The following is a 22,727-nucleotide window of genomic DNA, read 5'->3' as shown; positions in this document are numbered from 1 at the left end:
GTTACTGATCCTTCTCGGGAACGATCATCAGGAGCGGACGCACCAACTGCTGGGTCGGTGCCAGGGATTCGGCGAGGCGCTGTTCCTCGGCGATGCGACGGGACAGCTTGTCGACTTTGTTTTTCTGACTGCCGAACAACTCCAGCTGCTCTGCGCTCGAGTGCCAGCGGTCGGCACGTTGTCGCCACTGCCGAAGTCGTTGCTCTGCGGAGCGTTGGTGTTCGTCCAGCACCAATCTCATGGATTCGGCAGCCTTGTCGACGGCCACCGGTACGAGCTCGCTGAAGCGCTCTACCGCGGGGATCGGACCAGGATTGGCAGTGCCCGGCTTCAAACCGGTTTCTGTGGTGAGGAATCCGAGGTCTTCCCGCGTCTCGACCAGACAGAACGACGGATTATCCAGATTTGGGAACGCAGCGCTGGAGAAGACACGTGAGACGAGCTGACCGCGGTGGTTCATCAGCGTGCCCATCAGCAGCACCATTGTTGCGTCCACCTCGCCCCGAATCACGAAGATCTGATTTCGACCCAGCGCGCTGAGCGCACGGTCGCTCGCCCAATCCAGCACCGGGTGCAGGGGGCCGAGGAAATGTGCTTCCGGCCAGGTTGTGTTGTTGATGCCATTACCTTTTCGCGCGGCACGCAGCTGCGCGTCGCCCACCGCTTTCGATGTGGCTAACTTAAGCCGCTTGTCCACGCCTTGCTCTACATACGCCTGCGGGAGCTGCTTCAGTCGCTGCGTGAGATCCTTTGGCGGAATGAGTTCGGCGATCCCATGGTTGGTATGCATAGTCCATCCGATTCCGCCGCTGGCCGGATCGGCATGCGGCACATCGTGGAATGCGGCTCGCATTGCTTCATCGAGGAAGCTGATGTCATCGGCGTACAAGCTGTGGCGCGGCTCCTCCTGCAGAGTCGGCGGCTCGATCTCCTCCGTGTTGAACTGTGCGAAGAATGCATCCATGTCCTCGCCCTCGACCACCTGGTCGACCGTTCGCAGCACCTCGTCCAGGGACGTCTGTCTGGCGAGCGCATCACGGATCGCCGATTCTTCCTCGCCTACACTGTGTTTGCCCATCAGGGAAGCGACGTCGCCTAGCGCAGTGTGCGCCTCGTTCTCCCGCTCGAGGAGGCGTGAGAGTACTCGCAGGTCGCCGGAGAATTCCGGATCCGACGGCTCGAGAATAATTGAGGAGATCACCGGCGGGAACTTCTGCCCGTATCGGTCGATTCGGCCATTGCGCTGTTCGATGCGGATCAGCGACCAGGGAATGTCGTAATGAATCAGGTTGTGGCACTGGGCATGCAGGTTTACGCCCTCGGAAGCGACATCGCCGGTGACAAGTACACGAATAGGTGAGGTCTCCATTTTAAATCCGTCGACAATAGTTTGCTGTTCCATATCCGACAGTCCGCCGTGTAGCATCGCTACGCTCTCAGGTTTGAGTCCGAGCTCGGCAGGCAGGGATTCGCTGAGCCATTTCAAGGTGGCGACGCGTTCAGCGAAAACCACTGCACGCATAGGGGATTTAGCACCGATTCCGATTTCGCGGAGGCGGTCGATCAGCGCCCTCTGCTTCCCCGCCGATTCGCCGAGGGCGTGTTCATTCAATTTCGCGAGCATATCTAGGGACTTCAGCTCGACCTGCTGCGCTGCGGTGTGCGGGCCACCCTTGTCGCGAAGCTTCTTGCGCCGCTGCTCGACTGACTCCTGCAGGGCAGCCGGGGACGAGAGGAACGCTTTCGCGAGTGTCCAGGGAAACAGTGCCTTCGTTTCTCCGGAGTAGGGCGATGAACCCTGCTGCGGATACAGCCAGGTCTGTGAAAGTTCCTGTGCTACAGCATCTTCTGCACCTGATGGAGCGACTAGACGGTGCACAGGCTCGGCTCGTTCAGCCCAGTCGCTGCCTACCTCAGCAGCAACCTCGCTGTGGTGCCGATGCCGACGGATCAGCAGTGTCGAGACATCCTCTTTCGTGAACGACCCGTCTGCTGCAACCATCGTCGGATCAAGCAGGCGTAGCAGCTCGGCAAAGGATTCTTCGCGACCATTGTGCGGGGTCGCAGATGCCAGGATCAACGCCTCGGCGTTTGGCGCAAGGACACGAGCCAGTTCGTTGTTCTGCGTGCCCACATTGGTCAGATTGTGCGACTCGTCGATCACGACCGCATCCCACGTCTGGCGCTCCAGATGCGCCCTGTAGCGTGGACTTTTGAGGGTGTCGATCGAGATAATCGCGCGCTTGTAGTACGTGAACGGATTACGGGTCGCCGGCAGCTTCTGGCGAACCTTCTGGATGCCTGCCGAGTCGAGCCGGACGAACGGTAGTGCGAAGCGGCACCACAGCTCGTGTTGCATCTGCTCGAGCACATGCTTCGGCGTCACAATAAGGATACGTTCGCCCCGGCCGCGCCGCACCAACTCTGAGAGGATGAGTCCGATCTCGAGAGTCTTTCCGAGACCGACCGCATCCGCCAAGAGGATGCGAGGTCGAATATGTTGTGGGTCTAGGGCTTTCGCCACAGCAGCGCGTTGGTAACCAAGTGAGTCCGCGAGCATACGAGGTGATACCGTCAGGGTCTGGTCGCCATAGGGGAAAGGGGTTTTCCTAAGCAGCGACTCAAGCCACAGTCGAGATTGCCGATACCCGGAGGAACCGTCGGCGACGACTTGCGCTTTTGCGGGATCGAGCACCTCGACGTCGTCGAGGCTGTCATAGAACGCTGCGCTGGTGTCTGCTACCAATTCGGACAAACCGCGCACTCGCAGTAGCCATCCGTCAGAGCCATGTTCGGCGGACGTGACCAGCCACTCCTCGTCGCGAACAACGACTATCGAACCTGGGGCGACTGTTAGACGCTCACTCTCTGCGGCGTAGGTCATTCGAAGGTGCTCCTGATGGGGGACGCGGGGCAGGGGTCAAACTTGGTACCGACACTGCAGCGAACCGTGTTTCCCAGGTATCGGCGCGATTCGGTCATCCGTTAGTTCAGGGGGAACGGGGCGCCCCGTGTCCGGTGCGCGGTGGTTCACCGTGTGATACCTACAGCACATCGAATCCGCCTGGATCTGGACGCATTTCGAGGCGCTTTCGATCAGGGACCAGCTGACCCGTCACGCGAAGCTGCCTCTTAGCGTCATGCGCGTCGAACGCACGGCGGTAGTCGTCCGGCGTCAGCACTACCCAGATCGAACGTTGGAAGGTTTCGTTGCTCGCGTGAAGAGCGCCTTTGATCCGAACTCGCGGTCCCTCCCCATCTGGCCACGTGAGGGTCTCTACGATTCCGGTGACTGTGGCACGTCCAGACTTCGCGAGCTTTTCGAGCTCAGAACTCGCCGCTACCAGTGTGCGAACCATTCCCGGACTGAACGAGAGAGTGGTCGACGGCAACTCGGGGACCTCGGCTCGTGCCCATGTGATACCGACGTCGAACGGACGGTTCTTGTCCACCCCACCGAGATTGCCCAGCGCAGAGCACAGATTCGCGGAAACACCTTGTTCCGTTCCATCGTCGAGCAGACCGAAGCCGGCCTGATCGCCCGCAACATTCGCCGCAGCTGTGTGAACAGCGACGATGGCTTGATAAAACGTGGTCATGACGTGACGGCCGGGCAACTCGTTATTCCATAGCTCGTCGAGCGTCAGCCTTGGCGGTGCCCCGATTGGAACACGCGCGTCGAAGACGTAGCTTCCCGCGCGCGTCGTTCCGATGCGTACTCGCCGCAGAAAGTGGTCTATATAGCGTGAGCGTTGGCCGGTATAGAGCAAACGTGGCCCGAGCTCGACGGTCTGCGCCGACACTTTCAGCGCATCGTGTATACCCTGTATCGCTTTCATCGCTGAGGGAAGTGGGATCGTGCCTGAAGGGGTATCGGGTTGCAGCCGGAAAACCGGTACGTCCATCTCCGGTTCAGCGATATCCAGCATGATCTCACGCGGTGCGCGATCCTCGATACCCGCGAGTTTGATCACCGCGGTTTGGAGTAGCTCCGCGTCATCGGCATATTCGACGTGCTCAGGAACTAGTAACCGACCGCGGTCAGGTTGGGTCCAGATGTGCGCACCGCGCCACGAACCGTCCTGCTGCCAGCCGCGACTGGCGAGGTACCCGCTGAGAGCAGCGGGATCGATGGGGCTGGGAAGCTCGCTCATGGTCGGCCCAACTCGCGCAACGGATCGAACAGATCCAGCAATGTCCTAACACTGAGCAGATGTGTCTCGGGAACAAGCACCTTTCTACGCCTCAACTGGCTCGGGTTGGGAACACGATCCTCGTTTTCGAACGACTGCCAGTAAGCTGCACGAGCGAGCATAAGGCCCGACTCCGCCGCAACCGTGTAACCGCTGCTGGAGTCGGGCACGATTACGAGGAACAGGAATCGCGGAACGCGGCGTTTCCCGGCCAGTGCATTGAACTGCTTCTCTGTCAGCCCCCGGTACTGCCAGCATCCGTTTGCCTGCTTCGGCTTGGACCAGCTCTTGACCTGGACCTCCATCCGGGGGAAGTCGTCGTCTCGCTCGCTGGGCAGGGTGAGCTGGTAGTCGATGCCGGTGCAGTCCGGGTAGGGGCGGGCGGTCTGTAGGCCAGCGGCGGCAGCGAGGGCTTGCACAAAGCTCTCGCCGTAGAGCCCCTGGTGTTCTTTCTCGCCCAAGGCCCACTGACCAGTCATGGATATCTCGCCTCCCCCGCGTCGGCTCTTCAGCCCGAACAAGATCCACTTCTTACGTTAGTCGGTTGTCTCGCCGAATGTGGCATCGTCGGCGAAGGTCATTGCCAGCTGACGGTTGCCAACCCAGGCATCTCCCGGTCGAAGCTCCCTCGAGCGAGCTTCGACCGCAAAGTGTCCAGGGTTGCGCGTCCGACCAAGGTGCGTGTCGGACAACGTGAGGTTCCCCCGAAAAGTGGACGCGGTTAGCTCGCTTCGGGGGTGGCGTTCAGGGACTGCTCGTAGTCGATAGGTGAGAGCATTCCGATCGCCGAGTGACGCCGCTGATGATTGTGGAAATGCATCCAATTGTCAACTGCAGCAACAAGTTCGGCCTTCGTGGCGAAGGCGTGCCGGTAGTAGGACTCATGCTTGAAACTCGACCACAGGCCTTCGGCACCAGCGTTGTCCCAGCATATTCCAGTCGCGCCGGCGGATCGGAGCAAGCCGTGACGGGCGCAGGCCGCGGCGGTGGCCTTGGCGGTGTCCTGGGTGCCGCGGTCGCTGTGCAGGATCGTCGACCGGCAGCGGCCTCCGCGCACGAACACCGCCCGGTCGACCGCGGTGATGACGAGTTCGGCGCGCATATGGTCGGCCACAGCGCCCAGCCCAGCGCCCGGGAATGCTCATCGCGGATGGCGCACAAGAACATGTCACCTTTCACCGCAGGTCAGATAGGTGATATCCGAGGACCATACGAGATCGGGACGGCCACGGTCGAATCGGCGGACAACCAGATCTGGAGGAAACTCCGCGACCGGGTCGACCACGGTGGTGGTCTTGAACGTGCGCGGGCTGATGCCCTCGATCCCGAGGTCGGCCATGATCGCTGCGACGGTGTTCTTCGAGACCCGCTCGCCCTCGGCGTGTAGGTCGTCGGTGATGCGCGGCGAACCGTAGGTGCCGCGCGAGGCACGGTGGTGGGCAAGGATTTTCACTTCCAGACCCCGGCGCCGCTGCAGTCGCGGTACGGGTTGCGGATCGGCACGGACCTGCAGGAACCGGTAGTAGCCCGAGGTTGAGACGCCGAGCAGTCCGGCCATACGGCACACATCGTGGTCGGCGCACGCTGCCGCCATGAGCTCGAACCTGCTCATTTTGGATGCCGTACCGCAAAGTACGCCGAGGCTTTGTGCAGGAAAGCGATGTCCTTGGCCTGTTCGGCCATCTTCGCCGCCTGACGCAGTCACCGTGGCCAGTTCCGCACGCTCTTCCTCGGAAAGTGGTTGCTCGCCTCCGGTATTGGGTTCTCGCCCACCACGACCGGCCTGCCCGGCCGCGGTCATTCGCCGCCGCTCTCACGCACCCACCTGTGCAGCAGGTTCTCGTGCACATCCAGCTCGCGAGCGACATCACGCACCGGACGACCGGAATCGATCACCCGATGCGCCGCCTCCACCCGATACTCGGGCGAATACGATCGACGCGGACGAGGCATGAGGAACATCCTTCCAGGGACCATCGGTCCCGCTATCTCGGATGTCCACTACTTCAGGCGAACCTCACTCCATGCGAAGGCCATGCTCCTGATCGGGTCAACGCTAGCCCCTGGATTCATCCTGCCTGCGGATCGGGCCAGCCACTGGTATGGCATAAGCAGCGAAACTGCTGAGCGGGGATTACGAGAACTGCGCCGAGTCGGTTTGCTGGAACATGAAATTTGGAGCAAGCCAACACCCCTGGCGGCCTGGCCGGTCGCTCAGGAGTTCCGCTACACCTTCGTGAGCCCGTTCGGCCGGACAGCTGCGCAACGTCCCCGGTCGCGCCTTGCGACTGCCCCGGAATTGCAGAGCCACATCGTGTAGTCGACAGCAATTACTGCGGAGACAATGAGGTGACGTTGATCAACTGCTCGCGGGCGCCGGCACAGTTGCGACGGTAGTCGGCGCCTTGGCTTGGTGGCTGCACTGCGATGGTCCAGTCAGGCTGTGTGCTGGCATCGTTGCCGTTTTTCATCGAGACAGCGGCCGTCGTGCTGATGCTCGCGCCGTCTTGTCCAACACGAAAAGGCGGCAGCCCTGATCCCTAAGGGCGTCATGCACCAGTTCTGCGGGGCGCAACGACATGTCCCGGCGGGCCTCGGGACGGACGCCTGGGATGGGGTCCAGGGTGCGACTTTCGGGACTGACAGTCAGTGGGCATGGTCTCGGGACCGGCGAGCTGGGCAGGCGGTGCACCGCCCCCACTAGACAGACAAAGCGAACCAGGCTCGCGCTTTTCCGCGAGGAAGGCTCGTCCTTGAGCGAAGTGGGCGCAGAGGGGTTCGAACCCCCGACCGCTGGTGTGTAAAACCAGAGCTCTACCGCTGAGCTATACGCCCTTGATCGTTGACGACCGGGTTATGAATCTAGCGCGGTGAGCGCTTTCTCCCAAGCCGCCTGGTCACGGGGCTCTCCGGGGCCGTTCATCTCCGAGAATCGGATGTAGCCCTCGCGGTCTACGACGAAGGTTCCGCGGTTGGGGTAGCCGGATTTCTCGTTGAAGACTTGGTAGGCCTGGGCGACGGCGCCGTGCGGCCAGAAGTCGGAGAGCAACGGGAAGACGTAGCCCTGTTCGGCCGCCCAGATCTTGTGGGTCGGGGGCGGGCCGACGGAGATGGCGAGGATCTCCGCGTTGTCGTTCTGGAACTTGGGCAGTTCGTCTCGCACCTTGCACAGCTCGCCTTGGCAGATGCCGGTGAAGGCGAGCGGGTAGAAGACGATCAGGACGTTCTTCTTGCCGTGGTAGTCCGACAGGCTGACGTCTTGGTTGTTCTGATCCTTGAGCGTGAAATCCGGCGCGACAGTGCCAACTTCGAGCGGCATCGCAAATCCTCCATCGTGTCGGGTTTCCGCCGGGCGGCGCGATCACCGCCCGGCGACACCATAGCGAAAGGTGGGTCAGCGCTGCTTCGAGGGCGCCTTCGGTTGCACCAGGCGGCTACCCGCCCAGCTACCCAGAGCGATCGCCGAGGTCTGAGTCAGACCGGCGGTCGGTGCGGATTCTGCGATTTCGCTCGGTTCTACATGTCCTGGATGTCCGGTTTTGGGCGTGAGTACCCAGACGAAGCCTTCGTCGGCGAGCGGACCGATCGCATCCATCAGTGCGTCGACCAGATCACCGTCCCCGTCACGCCACCAGAGCAGCACGACGTCGACTACTTCATCGGAATCCTCATCGACAAGATCGCTGCCGATGGCCTCCTCGACGTCGGCTCTCAAGTCGTCGTCGACGTCCTCGTCCCAGCCCAATTCCTGGACAACCAAGCCGTGTGTAATGCCAAGCTTCTGAGCGTAGTTCTGCGCGTCCGCCGCGGCGACCACGGTGGTGTCCTCCTCAACTCCCGACAATAGGTAGTTGCAAGCGAACATGGTTATTGCCGCCAGCGCAAGCCGATCCGCAGAAAATGGCCCGGAATGTCGCGTGACAATGTTGTGTCATGGACCGTTTCAGCGCTTCGGGCAGGCGTCGCGAACGGCGTTGCGCGCGTCGTTGACCCGCCTGCTTGCGTCGTTGAGCGGCCCGACAGGCGCGGTGTAGGTCATCTTGCGGGTCTCGGCGGAGAGCGCGCGGGCCGCTGTGACGTAATCGGTGAGTTTTGCCGCGAGCTCCGGCGGCAGCGCGTCCTTGCCGGTGCTGACTCCGGTCTCCACCTTGTTCGCGGCGTCATCGAGGGTTGACGCGGCGAGTTCTCGTTTGGCGGCGTAGTCGGGCGCGTTGGCGTCGTGCGCGTCGATGAACTCGTTGTACTTGGAGACTCCGACGCCGGTGGTGGTCGGGAACTGAGCGCAGTTGTCGGTGATCGCCCGGTCCTGTGCCGCAGCGCGTTTGGACGAGGTGGCCGCGGCCGACGAGGCTGCCGCCTCGGTCTTGTAGGCCGCCAGATCAGCGGTATTGGGGTTGGCCGTGCCCTCGACCCGATTCGCGCAGCCGGCCACGACCATGCCGACAACGACCGCTCCGGTCGCGCACACCAATCCGAACCCGCGCGGGTCCAGCGTCTTCATCGTCCTCCCGTATGACGTGCGCCTCGCTGGCGCTGGAAAACTATCGCGGCCTCGGCTCATGTTGCCCAGCGCACGGTACTGGATTTCCTGCTGACATGATGACCTGGGGCACACCATCGGCAAGGATGGAGGGTGCGCCCCGACCTTACGTAAACGAGTGGTACGCAAACCCACGCGCCATCACTCGGGGATACCGACGCTATCCGCATGTCCACCCCTGTACGAGGAGCAGATTTGACCGACCTGATCCACTCTTCCGCTCCAGCGCAACCCGCTGGATCCGATCCCGCCGCCCCGGCCGGCCGTGATCCGAACGGATCGCAAGTCCAGCCGACCGAGCGTGTTCGGGTTATCCGCGAAGGGGTGGCGTCCTACCTACCGGACATCGACCCGGAGGAAACCAGCGAATGGCTCGAGTCGTTCGATGAAATGCTCGACCGTGAGGGTCCCGGCCGAGCGCGTTACCTCATGCTCCGTCTGCTGGAGCGGGCCGGTGAACGCCGTGTCGCCATCCCCGCGTTGACCTCGACCGACTACGTCAACACCATCCCCACCGAGAACGAGCCGTGGTTCCCCGGCGACGAAGAGGTGGAGCGGCGCTTCCGGGCCTGGATCCGCTGGAACGCCGCGATCATGGTGCATCGCGCCCAGCGCCCCGGCATCGGTGTCGGCGGCCACATTTCGACCTACGCGTCCTCGGCGGCGCTCTACGAGGTCGGCTTCAACCACTTCTTCCGCGGCAAGGATCACTCCGGCGGCGGCGATTCGATCTTCATCCAGGGGCACGCCTCGCCGGGCATCTACGCGCGCGCGTTCCTCGAGGGCCGGCTCGGCACCGACCGGCTCGACGGCTTCCGGCAGGAATACAGCCACGGTGGTCCGGGGCACGGTGTGCCGTCGTACCCGCACCCGCGGTTGATGTCGGACTTCTGGGAATTCCCCACGGTGTCCATGGGTCTCGGCCCGATGAACGCCATCTATCAGGCGCGGTTCAACCACTACCTGCACGACCGCGGCATCAAGGACACCTCCGATCAGCACGTGTGGGCGTTCCTGGGCGACGGCGAGATGGACGAGCCGGAGTCGCGCGGTCTCGCGCACGTCGCGGCGCTGGAGGGCCTGGACAACCTGACCTTCGTGGTCAACTGCAACCTGCAGCGGCTCGACGGCCCGGTGCGCGGCAACGGCAAGATCATCCAGGAGCTGGAGTCGTTCTTCCGCGGCGCGGGCTGGAACGTCATCAAGGTGATCTGGGGCCGCGAGTGGGATGCGCTGCTCGGCGCGGATCGCGATGGCGCACTGGTGAATCTGATGAACACCACGGCCGACGGCGACTACCAGACCTACAAGGCCAACGACGGCGCCTACGTGCGCGACCACTTCTTCGGCCGCGACCCACGGACCAAGGCGCTCGTGCAGGACCTGTCCGATCAGGACATCTGGAACCTCAAGCGCGGCGGCCACGACTACCGCAAGGTGTATGCCGCCTACGCGGCCGCGATGGCGCACAAGGGTCAGCCGACGGTCATCCTGGCCAAGACGATCAAGGGCTACACCCTCGGCAAGCACTTCGAGGGCCGCAACGCCACGCACCAGATGAAGAAGCTGACCCTGCAGGACCTCAAGGACTTCCGTGATCTGCAACGGATTCCGATCACCGACGCCGAGTTGGAGAAGGATCCGTACCTGCCCCCGTACTACCACCCGGGCATGGAGTCGCGCGAGATCCAGTACATGCTCGATCGGCGTAAGTCGCTCGGCGGGTTCCTGCCCGAACGACGCACCACAGCTAAGCCGCTGCAACTCCCGGGCGACGAGGCGTACAAGTCGGTGCGCAAGGGTTCGGGCAAGCAGGCCGTCGCCACCACCATGGCGCTGGTGCGGCTGATGAAGGAGCTGCTGCGGGACAAGGAGATCGGCAAGCGGATCGTCCCGATCATCCCGGACGAGGCCCGTACCTTCGGTATGGACTCGTGGTTCCCTTCGTTGAAGATCTACAACCGCAACGGCCAGTTGTACACATCGGTCGACGCCGAGTTGATGCTTGCCTACAAAGAGAGCACGGTCGGGCAGATCCTGCACGAGGGCATCAACGAGGCCGGTTCGACGGCGTCGTTCACCGCGGTGGGTACCTCGTACTCCACCCACGGCGAGCCGATGATCCCGCTGTACATCTTCTACTCGATGTTCGGTTTCCAGCGCACCGGCGACGGCCTCTGGGCCGCGGCGGATCAACTCGCGCGCGGATTCGTGCTCGGAGCAACCGCCGGGCGAACCACGCTCACCGGTGAGGGCCTGCAGCACAACGACGGGCACTCGCTGTTGCTCGCGTCCACCAATCCGGCTGTGGTCACCTATGATCCGGCGTTCTCCTTCGAGATCGCGCACATCATTCGCGACGGCCTGCGCCGGATGTACGGCGGCGGCGCCCCGGAACCGGGTCCGTACGCGGTGCCCGGCACCGATACCCGCAAGGCGGACGGCGGCTTCGGCGGCGAGGACATCTTCTACTACATCACCCTCTACAACGAGCCGTACCAGCAGCCGGCCGAGCCGGAGGGTGTCGACATCGCCGGCCTGCTCAAGGGCATCTACCTGTACAAGCCCGGCGGCGAAGGCGAGGTGCGGGCGCAGATCCTGGTCTCCGGCGTCACCGTGCCGGACGGCCTGCGCGCGCAGGCGCTGCTCGCCGAGGAGTGGGGCGTGCAGGCCGATGTCTGGTCGGTGACCTCGTGGGGTGAGCTCCGCAAGGAGGCCTTGCAGCGCGAGATCGCCGCACTGCGTTACCCGGACGAGGATCACGGCACGCCGTATGTCACCGAGGCGCTCTCCGGCGCCGAGGGCCCGTTCGTCGCCGCGACCGACTGGATGCGTGCGGTTCCGGACCAGGTGCGCAAGTGGGTTCCCGGCGACTTCATCACACTCGGCACGGACGGCTTCGGCTTCTCCGACACCAGGGCCGCGGCTCGCCGGGTGTTCAATGTGGACGCGCAATCGATCGTGGTAGCGGCGCTGTCGGGTCTCGCGAAGGCGGGAAAGATCGACAATGCCAAGGTGATCGAGGCCGCGAGCAAGTACCGCATCGATGACGTCGACGCCGCGCCGAAGAACGCCTCGAGTTCCGACGGGGACGGCGAGTAGCGGACGATTGGATGGTGGACCGTAAACCGCCGCGGCCGCGACGGATCTCCGAGGGCTCTTCCGAGCACGAGGTGTATCTGCCGACGGGCGCGCTCTCCCCGAACCGGCAAACCCGCGACCCGCTACCGGACACGCTGCTCAAACGCGTGAAGCAGTTCTCGGGCCGCCTCTCCACCGAGGCGGTCGGGTCGATGCAGGATCGGTTGCCGTTCTTCGCCGATCTGGACGCCGCGCAACGCGCGGGCGTGCAGATGCTGGTGCAGACCGCGGTGGTGAACTTCCTGGAATGGCTACAGGACCCGGACAGCGATATCCGGTTCAGCCTCGACGCGTTCCAGGTGATCCCGCAGGATCTGGCGCGGCGGTTGACGCTGCGCCAGACCGTGGACATGGTCCGGGTGGCCATGGAGTTCTTCGAACAGTGGCTGCCCGCGCTGGCGCGCAACGACCGGCAGCTGGTCGCGCTCACCGAGGCGGTGTTGCGGTACGGGCGTGAGCTCGGCTTCGCCGCCGCCTCGGTGTACGCGAGCGCCGCCGAATCGCGCGGCGCGTGGGACACCCGACTGGAGGCACTGGTCGTCGACGCCGTGGTGCGGGGCGACACCGGGCCGGACATGCTGTCCCGGGCCGCCACGTTGAACTGGGATGCCACCGCGCCGGCCACCGTGCTGGTCGGCACACCACCCGGCGAGCAAGGTGTGTCGTCGGTGGGTGCGGTGCACGCGATCGCGGCGCGACACGGCCGCGCCGCGCTCGCCGTAGTACAGGGCACTCGCCTGGTGATGGTCGTGAGCGGCCACCTCGGCGAGTCCTCCTATATATCGCCGTTTCTGGCCGACCTGCTCGCCGACGTCTTCTCCGACGGCCCCGTGGTGATCGGCCCGACCACCCGCACGCTGGGCGCCGCGCACGCCAGCGCGGTCGAGGCGCTGGCCGGCATGGAGGCCGTGGTGGGCTGGCGGGGCGCGCCACGCCCGGTGCATGCGACCGAATTGCTGCCGGAACGCGCCTTGCTCGGCGATCGAGCTGCGATCGACGCGTTGAACGAGTATCTTGTCCTTCCGTTGGCCTCGGCGGGATCGTCACTGGCGGACACGCTCGAGGCCTATCTGGATTGCGGTGGAGCCGTCGAGACGTGCGCGCGTCAGTTGTACGTCCATCCAAATACCGTTCGCTACCGCCTCAAACGGATTGCCGAAATCACGGGACGTGATCCGATGAATCCGCGGGACGCCTACGTGCTCAGAATCGCCGCCACCGTGGGTCGTTTGACACGAACCCGTAACGAAACGTCAACACCAACCCCAGAGGCCACTCATTTCACGGTGGGCGAAGAGGGCCTGTAACGGAAATCGTGGGACGTTCGATCTGATCGACCCACGTGGCGTTTTGTGGGAGTCCCACAAAACGTGAGGGCAAGCTTCATTCGCGTCGACATCTCCGGCGAGGCGCCTCACAGTGTTCTCTTAGGGAGTGATCGCGTTGTTCGCCCCTGGACAGGGGTCCCAGACTCCCGGCATGCTCGCGCCTTGGCTCGATCTCCCTGGCGCGCGTGACCGGCTTATCCTCTGGTCGATGGCCTCCGGGCTCGACCTGGTTCGCCTCGGCACCACCGCGACGGCGGAGGAGATAACCGATACCGCAGTGACCCAGCCACTCGTCGTGGCCGCCGCGTTGCTCGCCTATGCGGAAATCCCCACGGATTCACTTCCGGCCGCTACCATCGTCGCCGGGCATTCGGTCGGTGAACTCGCCGCCGCCGCTGTCGCCGGGGTCATCTCCCCGGATGACGCGGTGCGATTGGCCGCCATCCGTGGTTCGGAGATGGCCAAGGCGTGCGCGTTGGAGCCGACCGGCATGTCCGCGGTGCTCGGTGGCGATGAGGCCACCGTGCTCGCCCGGCTCGCAGAGCTCGACCTCATTCCGGCCAACCGCAACGCGGCGGGCCAGATTGTGGCCGCGGGCCGGTTGGACGCGCTGGCGGAACTCGCCGCGAACCCGCCGGAGAAGGCGCGGATTCGCGCGCTGCCCGTCGCGGGTGCTTTCCACACGGCGTTCATGGCGCCGGCACAGGAGGCTGTGACCGATGCCATATCGCAGATCGTGCCGAACAACCCGACCAGGACGTTGCTGTCGAACTTCGACGGCAAGCCGGTCAGCTCGGGTCGCGACGCGATCAACAAGCTTGCTGCCCAGGTCACCCGGCCCGTCCGATGGGATCTGTGCACCGAAACCGTAAGGCGGGCAGAGGTTTCCATGGTGGCAGAGTTGCCACCGGCGGGCACCCTCGTCGGCATTGCGAAACGGGAGCTGAAGGGCACACGCACCGTGGCCCTGAAGACCCCGGAAGACCTCCCCGCGTTGGCCGGGGTGAGCATTTCCGGCTAGTTTTCCTGCGCAGCCATGCATCGATATGCACGGTTGTGACCGAGCGGACGTAACCTTCGGCCGTCTCGATCCGAAAAACCAGTACACGCCCTACAAAAAGAACAAGAAGGGAGCCACGAAGTGGCCGCTCTGACCCAGGAACAAATCGTCGAGGAACTCGGCAAGATCATCGAAGAGGTGACGGGTATCGAACCCTCCGAGGTGACGATCGAGAAGTCCTTCGTCGATGACCTGGACATCGACTCGCTGTCCATGGTCGAGATCGCGGTTCAGACCGAGGACAAGTACGGCGTGAAGATCCCGGACGAGGATCTGGCCAGCCTGAAGACGGTCGGCGACGCTGTCGGCTACATCCAGAAGCTCGAGGCGGAGAACAGCGAAGCCGCCGCGGAGCTCAAGGCCAAGTTCGACGCCGAGTAGGGCTGACACTGTGACCACTCCTTCCACCTTGAACGGGAACTTCCCCAACGTCGTCGTCACTAGCCTGGCGGCGACCACGTCGATCGCTGGTGATGTCGATGCGACGTGGAAGGGACTCCTCAACGGCGAGAGCGGTATCGACGTTCTCGAGGATTCCTTCGTCGAGGAATACGACCTTCCGGTCCGCATCGGCGGTCACCTGAAGGTCCGGCCCGAGACCCTGCTGACCCGAGTCGAGTGCCGGCGCATGGCGTACGTCGAGCAGCTCGCGACCGTTCTCGGTCGCGAAGTCTGGCGTAACGCGGGCAGCCCGGAGGTCGACCCGGAACGGCTGGGTGTGGCCATCGGCACCGGGTTGGGTGGCGGCGACGCCCTCATCGACTCGGTGGACAAGCTGAAGAGCGGTGGCTATCGCAAGATTTCGCCGTTGGCTGTGCAGATGGTCATGCCGAACGGCCCTTCGGCCGTTGTCGGCCTCGAATTGAAGGCCAGGGCAGGAGTGGTCACTCCGGTCTCGGCATGCTCGTCCGGTTCGGAGGCCATCGCCAACGCATGGCGGATGATCGTCATGGGCGATGCCGACATGGTCGTCACCGGTGGTGTCGAGGGTTACATCGACGCGGTGCCGATCGCGGCGTTCAGCATGATGCGCGCCATGAGCACCCGCAACGACAATCCGAAGGGTGCCTCGCGTCCGTTCGACAAGGATCGCGACGGTTTCGTCTTCGGTGAGGCGGGCGCGCTGATGGTCATCGAGACCGAAGAGCACGCCAAGGCACGTGGAGCCACCATCCACGCCCGCCTGATGGGTGCCGGTATCACCTCCGACGGCTTCCACCTCGTTGCGCCCGCACCCGACGGTGTCGGCGCGGCGCGGGCGATGACCAGGGCGATGCAGACCGCAGGTCTGTCCGCCAAGGACATCACGCACGTCAACGCACACGCGACCGCGACGCCGATCGGTGATACCGCCGAGGCGAACGCGATCAACCTGGCGATCGGCAAGCACGCTTCGGTGTACGCCCCGAAATCCGCGCTGGGACACTCGATCGGCGCTGTCGGCGCCCTCGAGTCGGTGCTCACGGTGCTCAGCATCCGGGACGGCATCGTCCCGCCGACGCTGAACCTGGACAACCAGGATCCGGCGATCGATCTGGATGTGGTGCACGGCGAGGCTCGCCGTCAGGAGATCGAGTACGCGATCAACAACTCTTTCGGTTTCGGTGGGCACAACGTGGCGCTCGCCTTCGGCCGGGCGTAACAACAGCAGCGCCGAATTCGGTCTGTGCGGGGCCCTGCGTGGTGACGCAAGCTGCCGCCTCCGGGCCTACCGCACAGACCGGATCGACTGCACGACGACCCCGGCGGGATCGGGCCAGCAGGTCCGAACCCGCCGGGGTTTCCACATTTTTGCGGCCGCAGTGGCGCTGCACTCATCGAGGTGAGGAGAGAACGCGATGACGATTATCGCTCCCGCGTTGCAACAGGGGACGGACCTGGATCCGCGCGATCCACTCGGCCGACTACAGCGGTTCTTCGATCCCGGCACGATTCTTCCGCTGCACCCCAGGGACAAGTCCGGTGTGCTCGCCGCCATCGGCGAGGTCGACGGCGTGCGCACCGTGGCCTACTGCTCGGATGCCACCGTGATGGGTGGTGCGATGGGTGTGGAGGGCTGCAAGCACATCGTCGACGCGATCGACACCGCGATCGAATCCGGTGTGCCGATCGTGGGTATCTGGCATTCCGGCGGGGCCAGGCTCGCCGAGGGGGTCGAGGCTTTGCACGCCGTCGGACTGGTCTTCGAGGCCATGGTTCGCGCGTCCGGGCTGGTCCCGCAGATTTCCGTGGTTGTCGGTTTCGCCGCCGGTGGCGCCGCGTACGGCCCCGCGCTGACCGACATCGTGATCATGGCCCCGGAGGGCCGCATTTTCGTTACCGGCCCGGATGTGGTGCGCAGTGTGACCGGCGAGCAGGTCGACATGGCGACCCTCGGTGGGCCTGTCACCCACGGCAAGAAGTCCGGTGTCTCGCACATCGTCGCCGATGACGAGGCCGACGCGGTGCATCGCGCGCGTCGCCTGGTGTCGATGTTCGCTGAGCAGGGCGAGTTCGATCTGGTCGCCGCCGAGCACGGCGATGTCGATCTGAAGGCGATGCTGCCGGAGTCGGCCAAGCGCGCCTATGACGTGAAGCCGATCATCCACGAACTGCTCGACAACGTGGATGGAGAGAGCTCGTTCGAGGAGCTGCAGGGCGGGTACGCGCGCAGCATCGTCACCGGTCTCGGCCGGTTGGCCGGGCGCACGGTGGGTGTGCTGGCGAACAACCCGATTCGGCTCGGCGGCTGCTTGAACTCCGAAAGTGCCGAGAAGGCAGCGCGTTTCGTGCGGCTGTGCAATTCGTTCGGTATCCCGTTGATCGTGCTCACCGACGTTCCCGGGTACCTGCCGGGCGTGAGTATGGAGTGGGAGGGTGTGGTGCGTCGCGGTGCGAAGCTGCTGCACGCCTTCGCCGAAGCTCGCGTTCCCCGGGTCACCCTGGTTACCCGCAAGATCTACGGCGGTGCCTACATCGCGATGAACGCGCGTGCCCTCGGGGCGACCGCGGTGTACGCGTGGCCCGGGTCCGAGGTCGCGGTGATGGGGGCCAAGGCTGCCGTCGGAATTCTGCACAAGAAGGCATTGGCCGCGGCTCCGGAAGAGGAGCGCGAAGCGCTGCATGAGCGCCTGACCGCCGAGCACGAACGCATCGCCGGCGGTGTCGAGCGTGCCGTCGCGATCGGCGTGGTCGATGAGGTCATCGATCCCGCGAAGACGCGCAGCATCATCGCCGCGGCCCTGGCTGCGGCTCCGGCGCGGGCCAGTCACCTGAAGAACATTCCGCTCTGATCCGAGCGCTAATAGTGGGCTTCTGAACTGAGCGCCAAACAGTGGGCTCCGGGTACACCCGGGGCCCACTTTCGTTGTCCGGCACCCCTTTCGCACACCCACCGGCTACTTTGCGCACTTGCTGATTCCTCGCACACCTCTGCGCAGGTTGAGTGGTGTGTGATGAGACAACCAGGTGCGCAAAGACGCGGCTGTGTGGGTGCCGGATATATCTGTGGGGACGTGAAGGCGGTCGGGCGGATCGGCGTGCAGGCGTTGATCTATTTCGAGGTGGTCACCACGTTCGCGGTGCTGTTCGGGTTGGCGCTGGCCAAGTTCGGCTCGGGGAAGGCGGGCGACGGGCTGAGTAAGCAAGCGCCGCCGGTGATCCTGGAGGGCATCGATCATCTCGGGCGGATCTTCTTCACCATCATCGGCTGGATCATGCGCCTGGCCCCGCTCGGCGCGTTCGGTGCGATGGCTTACATCGTCGGCCAGTACGGGCTGTCCTCGCTCGGCAGCTACGGCAAGCTCATCGCCTGCTGTTACCTTGCGGCACTGCTGTTTCTGGCGATCCTGGCGGTGGTTGCGCGGGTGTTCGCGGGGGTGAGTCTGTGGAAGTTCGTCAAGTACATCAAGGACGAACTGTTCCTCGCGCTCGGCACCGCGTCGACCGAAGTCGTGTTGCCGCGCATCATGATCAAGCTCACCGAGGCCGGCTGTTCGAAGGCGACCACGGGACTCGTTGTGCCGACCGGATATTCGTTCAACCTCGACGGTGCGACGCTGTATCTGTCCATCTGCGTGCTGTTTCTGGCGCAGGCGCTCGGCGTGGACCTGAGCCTCTGGGAGCAGCTCACCGCGGTCGGCGTGCTGGTGCTGACCTCGAAAGGCATGGCGGGCGTGCCGGGTTCGTCGTTCCTGGCGCTCTCGGCCACGATCACCGCCATCGGCCACGGCTCCATCCCGGTCGCCGCCGTCGCCCTCCTCCTCGGCGCCGACCGCATCATGGACTCGATGCGGGTCACGGTGAACCTGCTCGGTAACTGCGTCGCCACCTTCGTCGTCGCGAAGTGGGAAGGGCAGCTGGACACCGAACGAATGCGCAAGGTGCTCGACGGTGCGGAGGTCCCTCCGCTGGAAGACCCTGATCCGATGTCGGAGTACGCGCTGGAAAAGGCGGCACCGTGAACGGCTGCCGGCGCAGCCCCGCTCGGTAGCATCGAGAAGTGCGCTACGAAGAACTTGCCGACGTGCCGTGCTCGATCACGCGCCCGCTCGTGATCTTCGGCGACCGCTGGACCCTGCTGATCCTGAAGTTCGCGTTCTCCGGCATCCGCCGCTTCAACGGCTTCCAGAGCGCGCTCGGCATCTCCCGCAGCCGCCTGCAGGACCGGCTCGATCGGCTGATCGAGCACGAGATCCTGGTCAAGCGCAAGGCCGACGTCGGCGCGCACGAGGAGTACCGGCTCACGCAGAAGGGCCATGACATCTATCCGATCCTGATGGCCATCCGGGACTGGGGCGACACCTACCTGGCCCCCGACGGCCCGCCCGTGCGCTACGCCCACCAGGGTTGCACCGGCGAGGCACACGCGACCCTCGGCTGCGACGAGTGCGGGACCGAACTCACCGCGCGCGACGTGCGGCCCGAGGCCGGCCGGGGCCTGCTCGCGCCGGCGAGCGAAGCGGATCAGTCGGTGAACCAGGTCGCGACCTGATCCAGGTCCGCGCGGGCGGTGCGGAACCCGTTGACCGGATGTTCGGTGTCCGGGTAACCGAACGAGATTCCGGCGACTACCCGGCGATGGTCCGGGATGCCGAAATAGCCGCGCAGGAACGGCGAATACGACGCCAGCGCCGCCTGCGGTGCCGCGCCGAGCCCGAGGGCGTGCGCGCCGAGCAGGAAGTTGCCGAGGTAGAGGCCGCAGTCGACGGCGCCGTACACGCCGAGATCCGCCTCCGTCGTCACGATCGCCACGTGCGGCGCGTCGAACAGTTCGAAGTTGCGCACCGCCTGCCGCATCGTCTTCTCGTGGTCGCCCTTGCTGATGCCGACGCTGTCGTAGAGCTGCATGCCGCACTCGCGCCGACGGTCCCGGAACACCCCGGTGTACTGCGCGGGAAACGGGAAATCCGGTTCCGGCGTTGCGGTTCGGACGTGCGCGAGCAGTTCGGCGCGGAACCGTTCGGTGCCCGCGCCCTCGGTCAGCACGACCTGCCACGGCTGGGTATTGCACCAGGAGGCGGTGCGCTGGGCCAGCCGCAACAGCGTCTCGATGACCTCCCGAGGCACCGGATCGGGCCGGAACTGCCGGCAGGTCCAGCGTTCGTCGAGCACCCGGGCCAGCGCCGTGTACTGGTCCGTGGCCGCATCGGCAGTGGTCATCCCCGCTCCTTCGTTTAGTCCCATTATGAGACCGAACGTTAGCAGCGGAAGCCGGTCGTTGTCGCGGGCAGAGCGGGCCAGTGCGCGCATTGCCCTGAATGCCGGGCGCTGACAGGGCAGAATCCAGCGCATGGCGTCCGGAGCCCCCGCCGCACGGGATCGCAAGCGGCACGGCAGGCACTACACGCCGCCCGAGCTCGCACGTTTCCTGGCCGGACGGCTGCTCACGCACGTGCCGCGGCCGGAAAACGGGGTGCTGCGCGTGCTCGATCCGGCGTGCGGCGACGGGGAGTTGCTGTTCGCGTTGCGGGACGAGGCCGCGATCCGGCTGCCGGGGGTCCGGGTCGAACTGACCGGGTACGACCTGGACGCCGCGGCGCTCGCGGCAGCGCGAGCGCGCACCGCGGGCAATGGTGTCGACTGGCAGGTCGGCGACTTCCTGACCGTGGCCGAGGAACTCGCGGCGGGTTCGTTCGACGCCGTGATCACGAATCCGCCGTACGTGCGGACCCAGCAGTTGGGCGGGGCCACCGCGCAACTGCTGAGTAAGCAGTACGGATTGCGCGGACGAATCGATCTGACGCATCCGTTCGTCGCGACGTTGCCCCGATTGCTCTGTGCCGGTGGGGTACTCGGGCTGCTGTGCGCCAACCGATTCCTGACGACCAAGGCCGGCGCGAACATTCGCCGGTTATTACTGGCCGAGCTGACACCGGTAGAGCTGTACGACCTCGGGGACACCAAGTTGTTCGAGGCAGCGGTACTGCCGGCCATCACCATCGCGACCAGGGCCGAGTGTGACGATGCCTGCAGGTACGTCTCCGCATACGAGGTCGAGGGAAGCGAAACCGACCCCACGACAGACCTTTTCGACGCACTCACCGGCACAAGTGGTCGCCGTGTCACACACCGCGGACGAACATTCGCGATAGAAGTCGGCACCTTGGTAACCGGACAGTCGGCGGGGTCAGCAGGGGTGCAGGATGTTTCTGCGGGGGACCGCGCGGACGATCCTGACACAGGCCCCCGCCGACCCAGGGTGAAGGCGAGCCTGGGGGCTGAGGGTTCGTTGAGTGTTGGTGGGTCGAGGGCGGATGTGGGGGCCGGTGGTTCGTCGAAGGTTCGTGGAACGAGGGCGGGGCTGGAGGGTGACGGGCCGTGGCAATTCGGATCGAATTCGGCGCTGCAGTCAGCGCCCGAACGCCTATCCAACCGGACCGGGCGCCGAAGAACTGTGCGGCGCAAGGAGGAATCCGAGACCGCGTGGCGCATGTCGAACGCCGAGGTCGACTCGTGGTTATCCGGTATCGCCGCGACCACCTGGCGGACCTTTGGTGAGGTTGCCCGAATCCGGGTGGGTATCAAGACAACTGCCGACAAGGTGTTCATCTCCGACCGATGGTCCGATGTCGAGCCGCCTCCGGAGCCGGAACTGTTGCGCGAGTTGATCACCCACCACGATCTGGAACCGTGGCGGATCGCCCGAGCACACGATGCCCGTGTGCTGTACCCGTACGACCTCGGACGCCCGAACCGCACACCGATCGATCTCAACGAATTCCCCTGCGCCGCCGAGTATCTACGCGCCCACAAGGACACCCTCGCCGCCCGCCACTATCTGGCTCCGAGCGGCCGCGAATGGTTCGAGATCTGGGTACCGCAGCGTCCGCACCTGTGGCGCGAACCGAAACTGGTCTTCCCGGACATCAGCGACCGCCCCAGGTTCGCCCTCGATCGATCGGACGCGGTGGTGAACGGCGACTGCTATTGGATTTCGCTACCCGATCTGGCCGCGAACCCCGCCGACGCCGACCGGCTGGCGTATCTGCTGATGGGCGTGGCGAATTCGGCGCTCGGACTGCGGTTCTACGACACGGTCTGCGGCAACCGCCTGTACTCGGGCCGCCGTCGATGGATCACCCAGTACGTCTCGCGACTACCCCTGCCGAATCCCGGATCGGCGGGTTCGGCGGCCATCGTCGAGCTGGCCCGTGAGTTCGTCGACGGCCGTCTGCCGGACGCGGCGGCGCGGTCGGAACTGGACCAGCGGGTGGCGAGGGCGTTCGAGGTGTCGCTGCCCGTCCTCTGACTACGCGGTGACGTGCACGCCCACCATGGGCATCAACGTCCGCCGGGCGAACTCGCGAGCGGCGTCCCGGTCGGCGACCGGAATGAGCCCGTCCGGGGTGAGCGCCAGCGACAGCGCGAGCCGGGCCATGATCTCGGCGACCAGGTCGGCGTCGAAGTCGTGGGTGTTCTCCGTGTCGCGCAATTCGCGCAGTTTCTCCGCCAGGTAGCTGCGGCCGACGGTGAGGATCGGGCCGGCGTCGGTGGTGAGCCGGGGCAGGATCAGGTCCGGTTCGGTGCGCAGCAGGCGGCGCAGCAGCTCGTTGTTCGCGATGGCGGTGATGAACGCGACGAAGATCTCGATCAGCTGGTCCTCGGAGCCGCTGACGGCCCGCACCTGCTTGTCGATCATCGCCACGAACCGCTGCGCCTCGCGCACGCTCACCGCTTCGACCAGCTCGTTCTTCGATTCGAAGCGGCGGTAGAGGGTGGCCGGGCTGATGCCTGCCCGCCGGGCGATCTCGCCCATGCTGGTCCGCTTGATGCCGAAGTCCAGGAAGGCCGACAGCGCGCTTTCCAGGAGTTTCTCGCCGTCGGCGACGGGCTTGTCCAGGATGCGCTGCAGCATGGGCGGGACAGTGGGCATCTGGTCTCCAGTCGATTCGTGCGAGTGCCGGGCGTGCGGAAAGGCGTCGCGACGGTGCGGGTGATGGACCTTCATTATTTCACCGACGTGCGGCGGGCCGGTCGCGGATCGC

The 22,727-nt window shown here is 64.9% G+C and carries 19 protein-coding genes, 1 tRNA gene and 1 pseudogene; 9 read left to right on the top strand and 12 right to left on the bottom strand.

Annotated features, from left to right (window positions below; all coding sequences use genetic code 11):
• Position 1: 1 nt before the first annotated feature.
• The 10 genes from ACFYO1_RS26440 to ACFYO1_RS26395 form a co-directional block, all read right to left on the bottom strand.
• Positions 2–2,884 carry a helicase-related protein gene (locus tag ACFYO1_RS26440; protein WP_387236298.1) on the bottom strand — a complete coding sequence of 961 codons (2,883 nt, stop codon included), beginning with the start codon at positions 2,882–2,884 and terminating at the stop codon, positions 2–4.
• Positions 2,885–3,044: 160 nt separating this feature from the next.
• A complete protein-coding gene (locus tag ACFYO1_RS26435) occupies positions 3,045–4,154 on the bottom strand; it encodes a hypothetical protein (protein WP_387236295.1) in 1,110 nt (369 codons plus the stop codon).
• Positions 4,151–4,672, bottom strand: coding sequence for a DUF4365 domain-containing protein (locus ACFYO1_RS26430; protein WP_387236292.1), 522 nt, complete (start codon positions 4,670–4,672; stop codon positions 4,151–4,153). Before ACFYO1_RS26430 ends, ACFYO1_RS26435 begins: the two co-directional genes overlap by 4 nt.
• A gap of 242 nt (positions 4,673–4,914) precedes the next feature.
• A complete protein-coding gene (locus tag ACFYO1_RS26425) occupies positions 4,915–5,307 on the bottom strand; it encodes an integrase core domain-containing protein (RefSeq protein ID WP_387236290.1) in 393 nt (130 codons plus the stop codon).
• A gap of 54 nt (positions 5,308–5,361) precedes the next feature.
• Complete coding sequence (locus ACFYO1_RS26420) at positions 5,362–5,994, bottom strand: IS3 family transposase (RefSeq protein WP_387236288.1); 633 nt, start codon at positions 5,992–5,994, stop codon at positions 5,362–5,364.
• Positions 5,991–6,146, bottom strand: a complete 156-nt coding sequence (locus tag ACFYO1_RS26415) for a transposase (RefSeq protein ID WP_387236285.1) — start codon at positions 6,144–6,146, stop codon at positions 5,991–5,993. The genes ACFYO1_RS26420 and ACFYO1_RS26415 overlap by 4 nt, the downstream gene beginning before the upstream one ends.
• A gap of 810 nt (positions 6,147–6,956) precedes the next feature.
• Positions 6,957–7,028 (bottom strand) — tRNA-Val (locus tag ACFYO1_RS26410).
• Between the two features lie 19 nt (positions 7,029–7,047).
• The gene (locus ACFYO1_RS26405) at positions 7,048–7,512 is read right to left on the bottom strand and encodes a peroxiredoxin (protein ID WP_378721904.1); all 465 of its coding nucleotides are present in this window, start codon (positions 7,510–7,512) and stop codon (positions 7,048–7,050) included.
• A gap of 75 nt (positions 7,513–7,587) precedes the next feature.
• Positions 7,588–8,010, bottom strand: coding sequence for a DUF3052 domain-containing protein (locus tag ACFYO1_RS26400; protein WP_378721905.1), 423 nt, complete (start codon positions 8,008–8,010; stop codon positions 7,588–7,590).
• Positions 8,011–8,136: 126 nt separating this feature from the next.
• On the bottom strand, positions 8,137–8,694 hold the full coding sequence (locus tag ACFYO1_RS26395; RefSeq protein ID WP_387236282.1) for a hypothetical protein: 558 nt from the start codon (positions 8,692–8,694) through the stop codon (positions 8,137–8,139).
• 234 nt (positions 8,695–8,928) lie between these two features.
• Between ACFYO1_RS26395 and aceE the strand changes: the two genes are divergently transcribed.
• The 8 genes and pseudogenes from aceE (at position 8,929) to ACFYO1_RS26355 (ending at position 19,234) form a co-directional block, all read left to right on the top strand.
• Positions 8,929–11,835 (top strand): pyruvate dehydrogenase (acetyl-transferring), homodimeric type, encoded by a 2,907-nt coding sequence (gene aceE / locus ACFYO1_RS26390; RefSeq protein WP_387236279.1) that lies wholly within the window; start codon positions 8,929–8,931, stop codon positions 11,833–11,835.
• An 11-nt stretch (positions 11,836–11,846) separates the two neighbouring features.
• Positions 11,847–13,181, top strand: coding sequence for a PucR family transcriptional regulator (locus ACFYO1_RS26385; protein WP_387236277.1), 1,335 nt, complete (start codon positions 11,847–11,849; stop codon positions 13,179–13,181).
• A 127-nt stretch (positions 13,182–13,308) separates the two neighbouring features.
• Positions 13,309–14,223, top strand: coding sequence for an ACP S-malonyltransferase (locus tag ACFYO1_RS26380; protein ID WP_387236274.1), 915 nt, complete (start codon positions 13,309–13,311; stop codon positions 14,221–14,223).
• Between the two features lie 120 nt (positions 14,224–14,343).
• Entirely contained in the window at positions 14,344–14,643 is a 300-nt protein-coding gene (gene acpM, locus ACFYO1_RS26375) for a meromycolate extension acyl carrier protein AcpM (protein ID WP_150408150.1), read from the top strand.
• A gap of 10 nt (positions 14,644–14,653) precedes the next feature.
• On the top strand, positions 14,654–15,904 hold the full coding sequence (locus tag ACFYO1_RS26370; protein ID WP_387236271.1) for a KasA/KasB family beta-ketoacyl-ACP synthase: 1,251 nt from the start codon (positions 14,654–14,656) through the stop codon (positions 15,902–15,904).
• Positions 15,905–16,100: 196 nt separating this feature from the next.
• Entirely contained in the window at positions 16,101–17,534 is a 1,434-nt protein-coding gene (locus tag ACFYO1_RS26365; protein ID WP_387236269.1) for an acyl-CoA carboxylase subunit beta, read from the top strand.
• Positions 17,535–17,750: 216 nt separating this feature from the next.
• Positions 17,751–18,704 (top strand): annotated as a pseudogene (locus ACFYO1_RS26360) (cation:dicarboxylate symporter family transporter); the annotation flags it as partial.
• Between the two features lie 38 nt (positions 18,705–18,742).
• On the top strand, positions 18,743–19,234 hold the full coding sequence (locus ACFYO1_RS26355) for a winged helix-turn-helix transcriptional regulator (protein ID WP_387236267.1): 492 nt from the start codon (positions 18,743–18,745) through the stop codon (positions 19,232–19,234).
• Here the strand turns inward: ACFYO1_RS26355 and ACFYO1_RS26350 are convergent.
• Positions 19,207–19,902 carry a nitroreductase gene (locus tag ACFYO1_RS26350; protein ID WP_387236263.1) on the bottom strand — a complete coding sequence of 232 codons (696 nt, stop codon included), beginning with the start codon at positions 19,900–19,902 and terminating at the stop codon, positions 19,207–19,209. The genes ACFYO1_RS26355 and ACFYO1_RS26350 overlap by 28 nt on opposite strands.
• A 130-nt stretch (positions 19,903–20,032) precedes the next feature.
• On the opposite strand from ACFYO1_RS26350, the gene ACFYO1_RS26345 reads away from it, so the two are divergent.
• A complete protein-coding gene (locus ACFYO1_RS26345; RefSeq protein ID WP_387236261.1) occupies positions 20,033–21,991 on the top strand; it encodes an Eco57I restriction-modification methylase domain-containing protein in 1,959 nt (652 codons plus the stop codon).
• Here ACFYO1_RS26345 and ACFYO1_RS26340 read toward each other — a convergent pair whose 3' ends face one another.
• The gene (locus ACFYO1_RS26340; RefSeq protein ID WP_387236258.1) at positions 21,992–22,615 is read right to left on the bottom strand and encodes a TetR/AcrR family transcriptional regulator; all 624 of its coding nucleotides are present in this window, start codon (positions 22,613–22,615) and stop codon (positions 21,992–21,994) included.
• Positions 22,616–22,727 lie beyond the last annotated feature (112 nt).

This window comes from Nocardia sp. NPDC006044 (genome assembly GCF_042871115.1).
In the GTDB taxonomy this organism is placed as follows: Bacteria; Actinomycetota; Actinomycetes; order Mycobacteriales; family Mycobacteriaceae; genus Nocardia.
The sequence above is the reverse complement of the archived record's forward strand: the minus strand, read 5'-3'. Positions and strand labels throughout refer to the sequence as shown.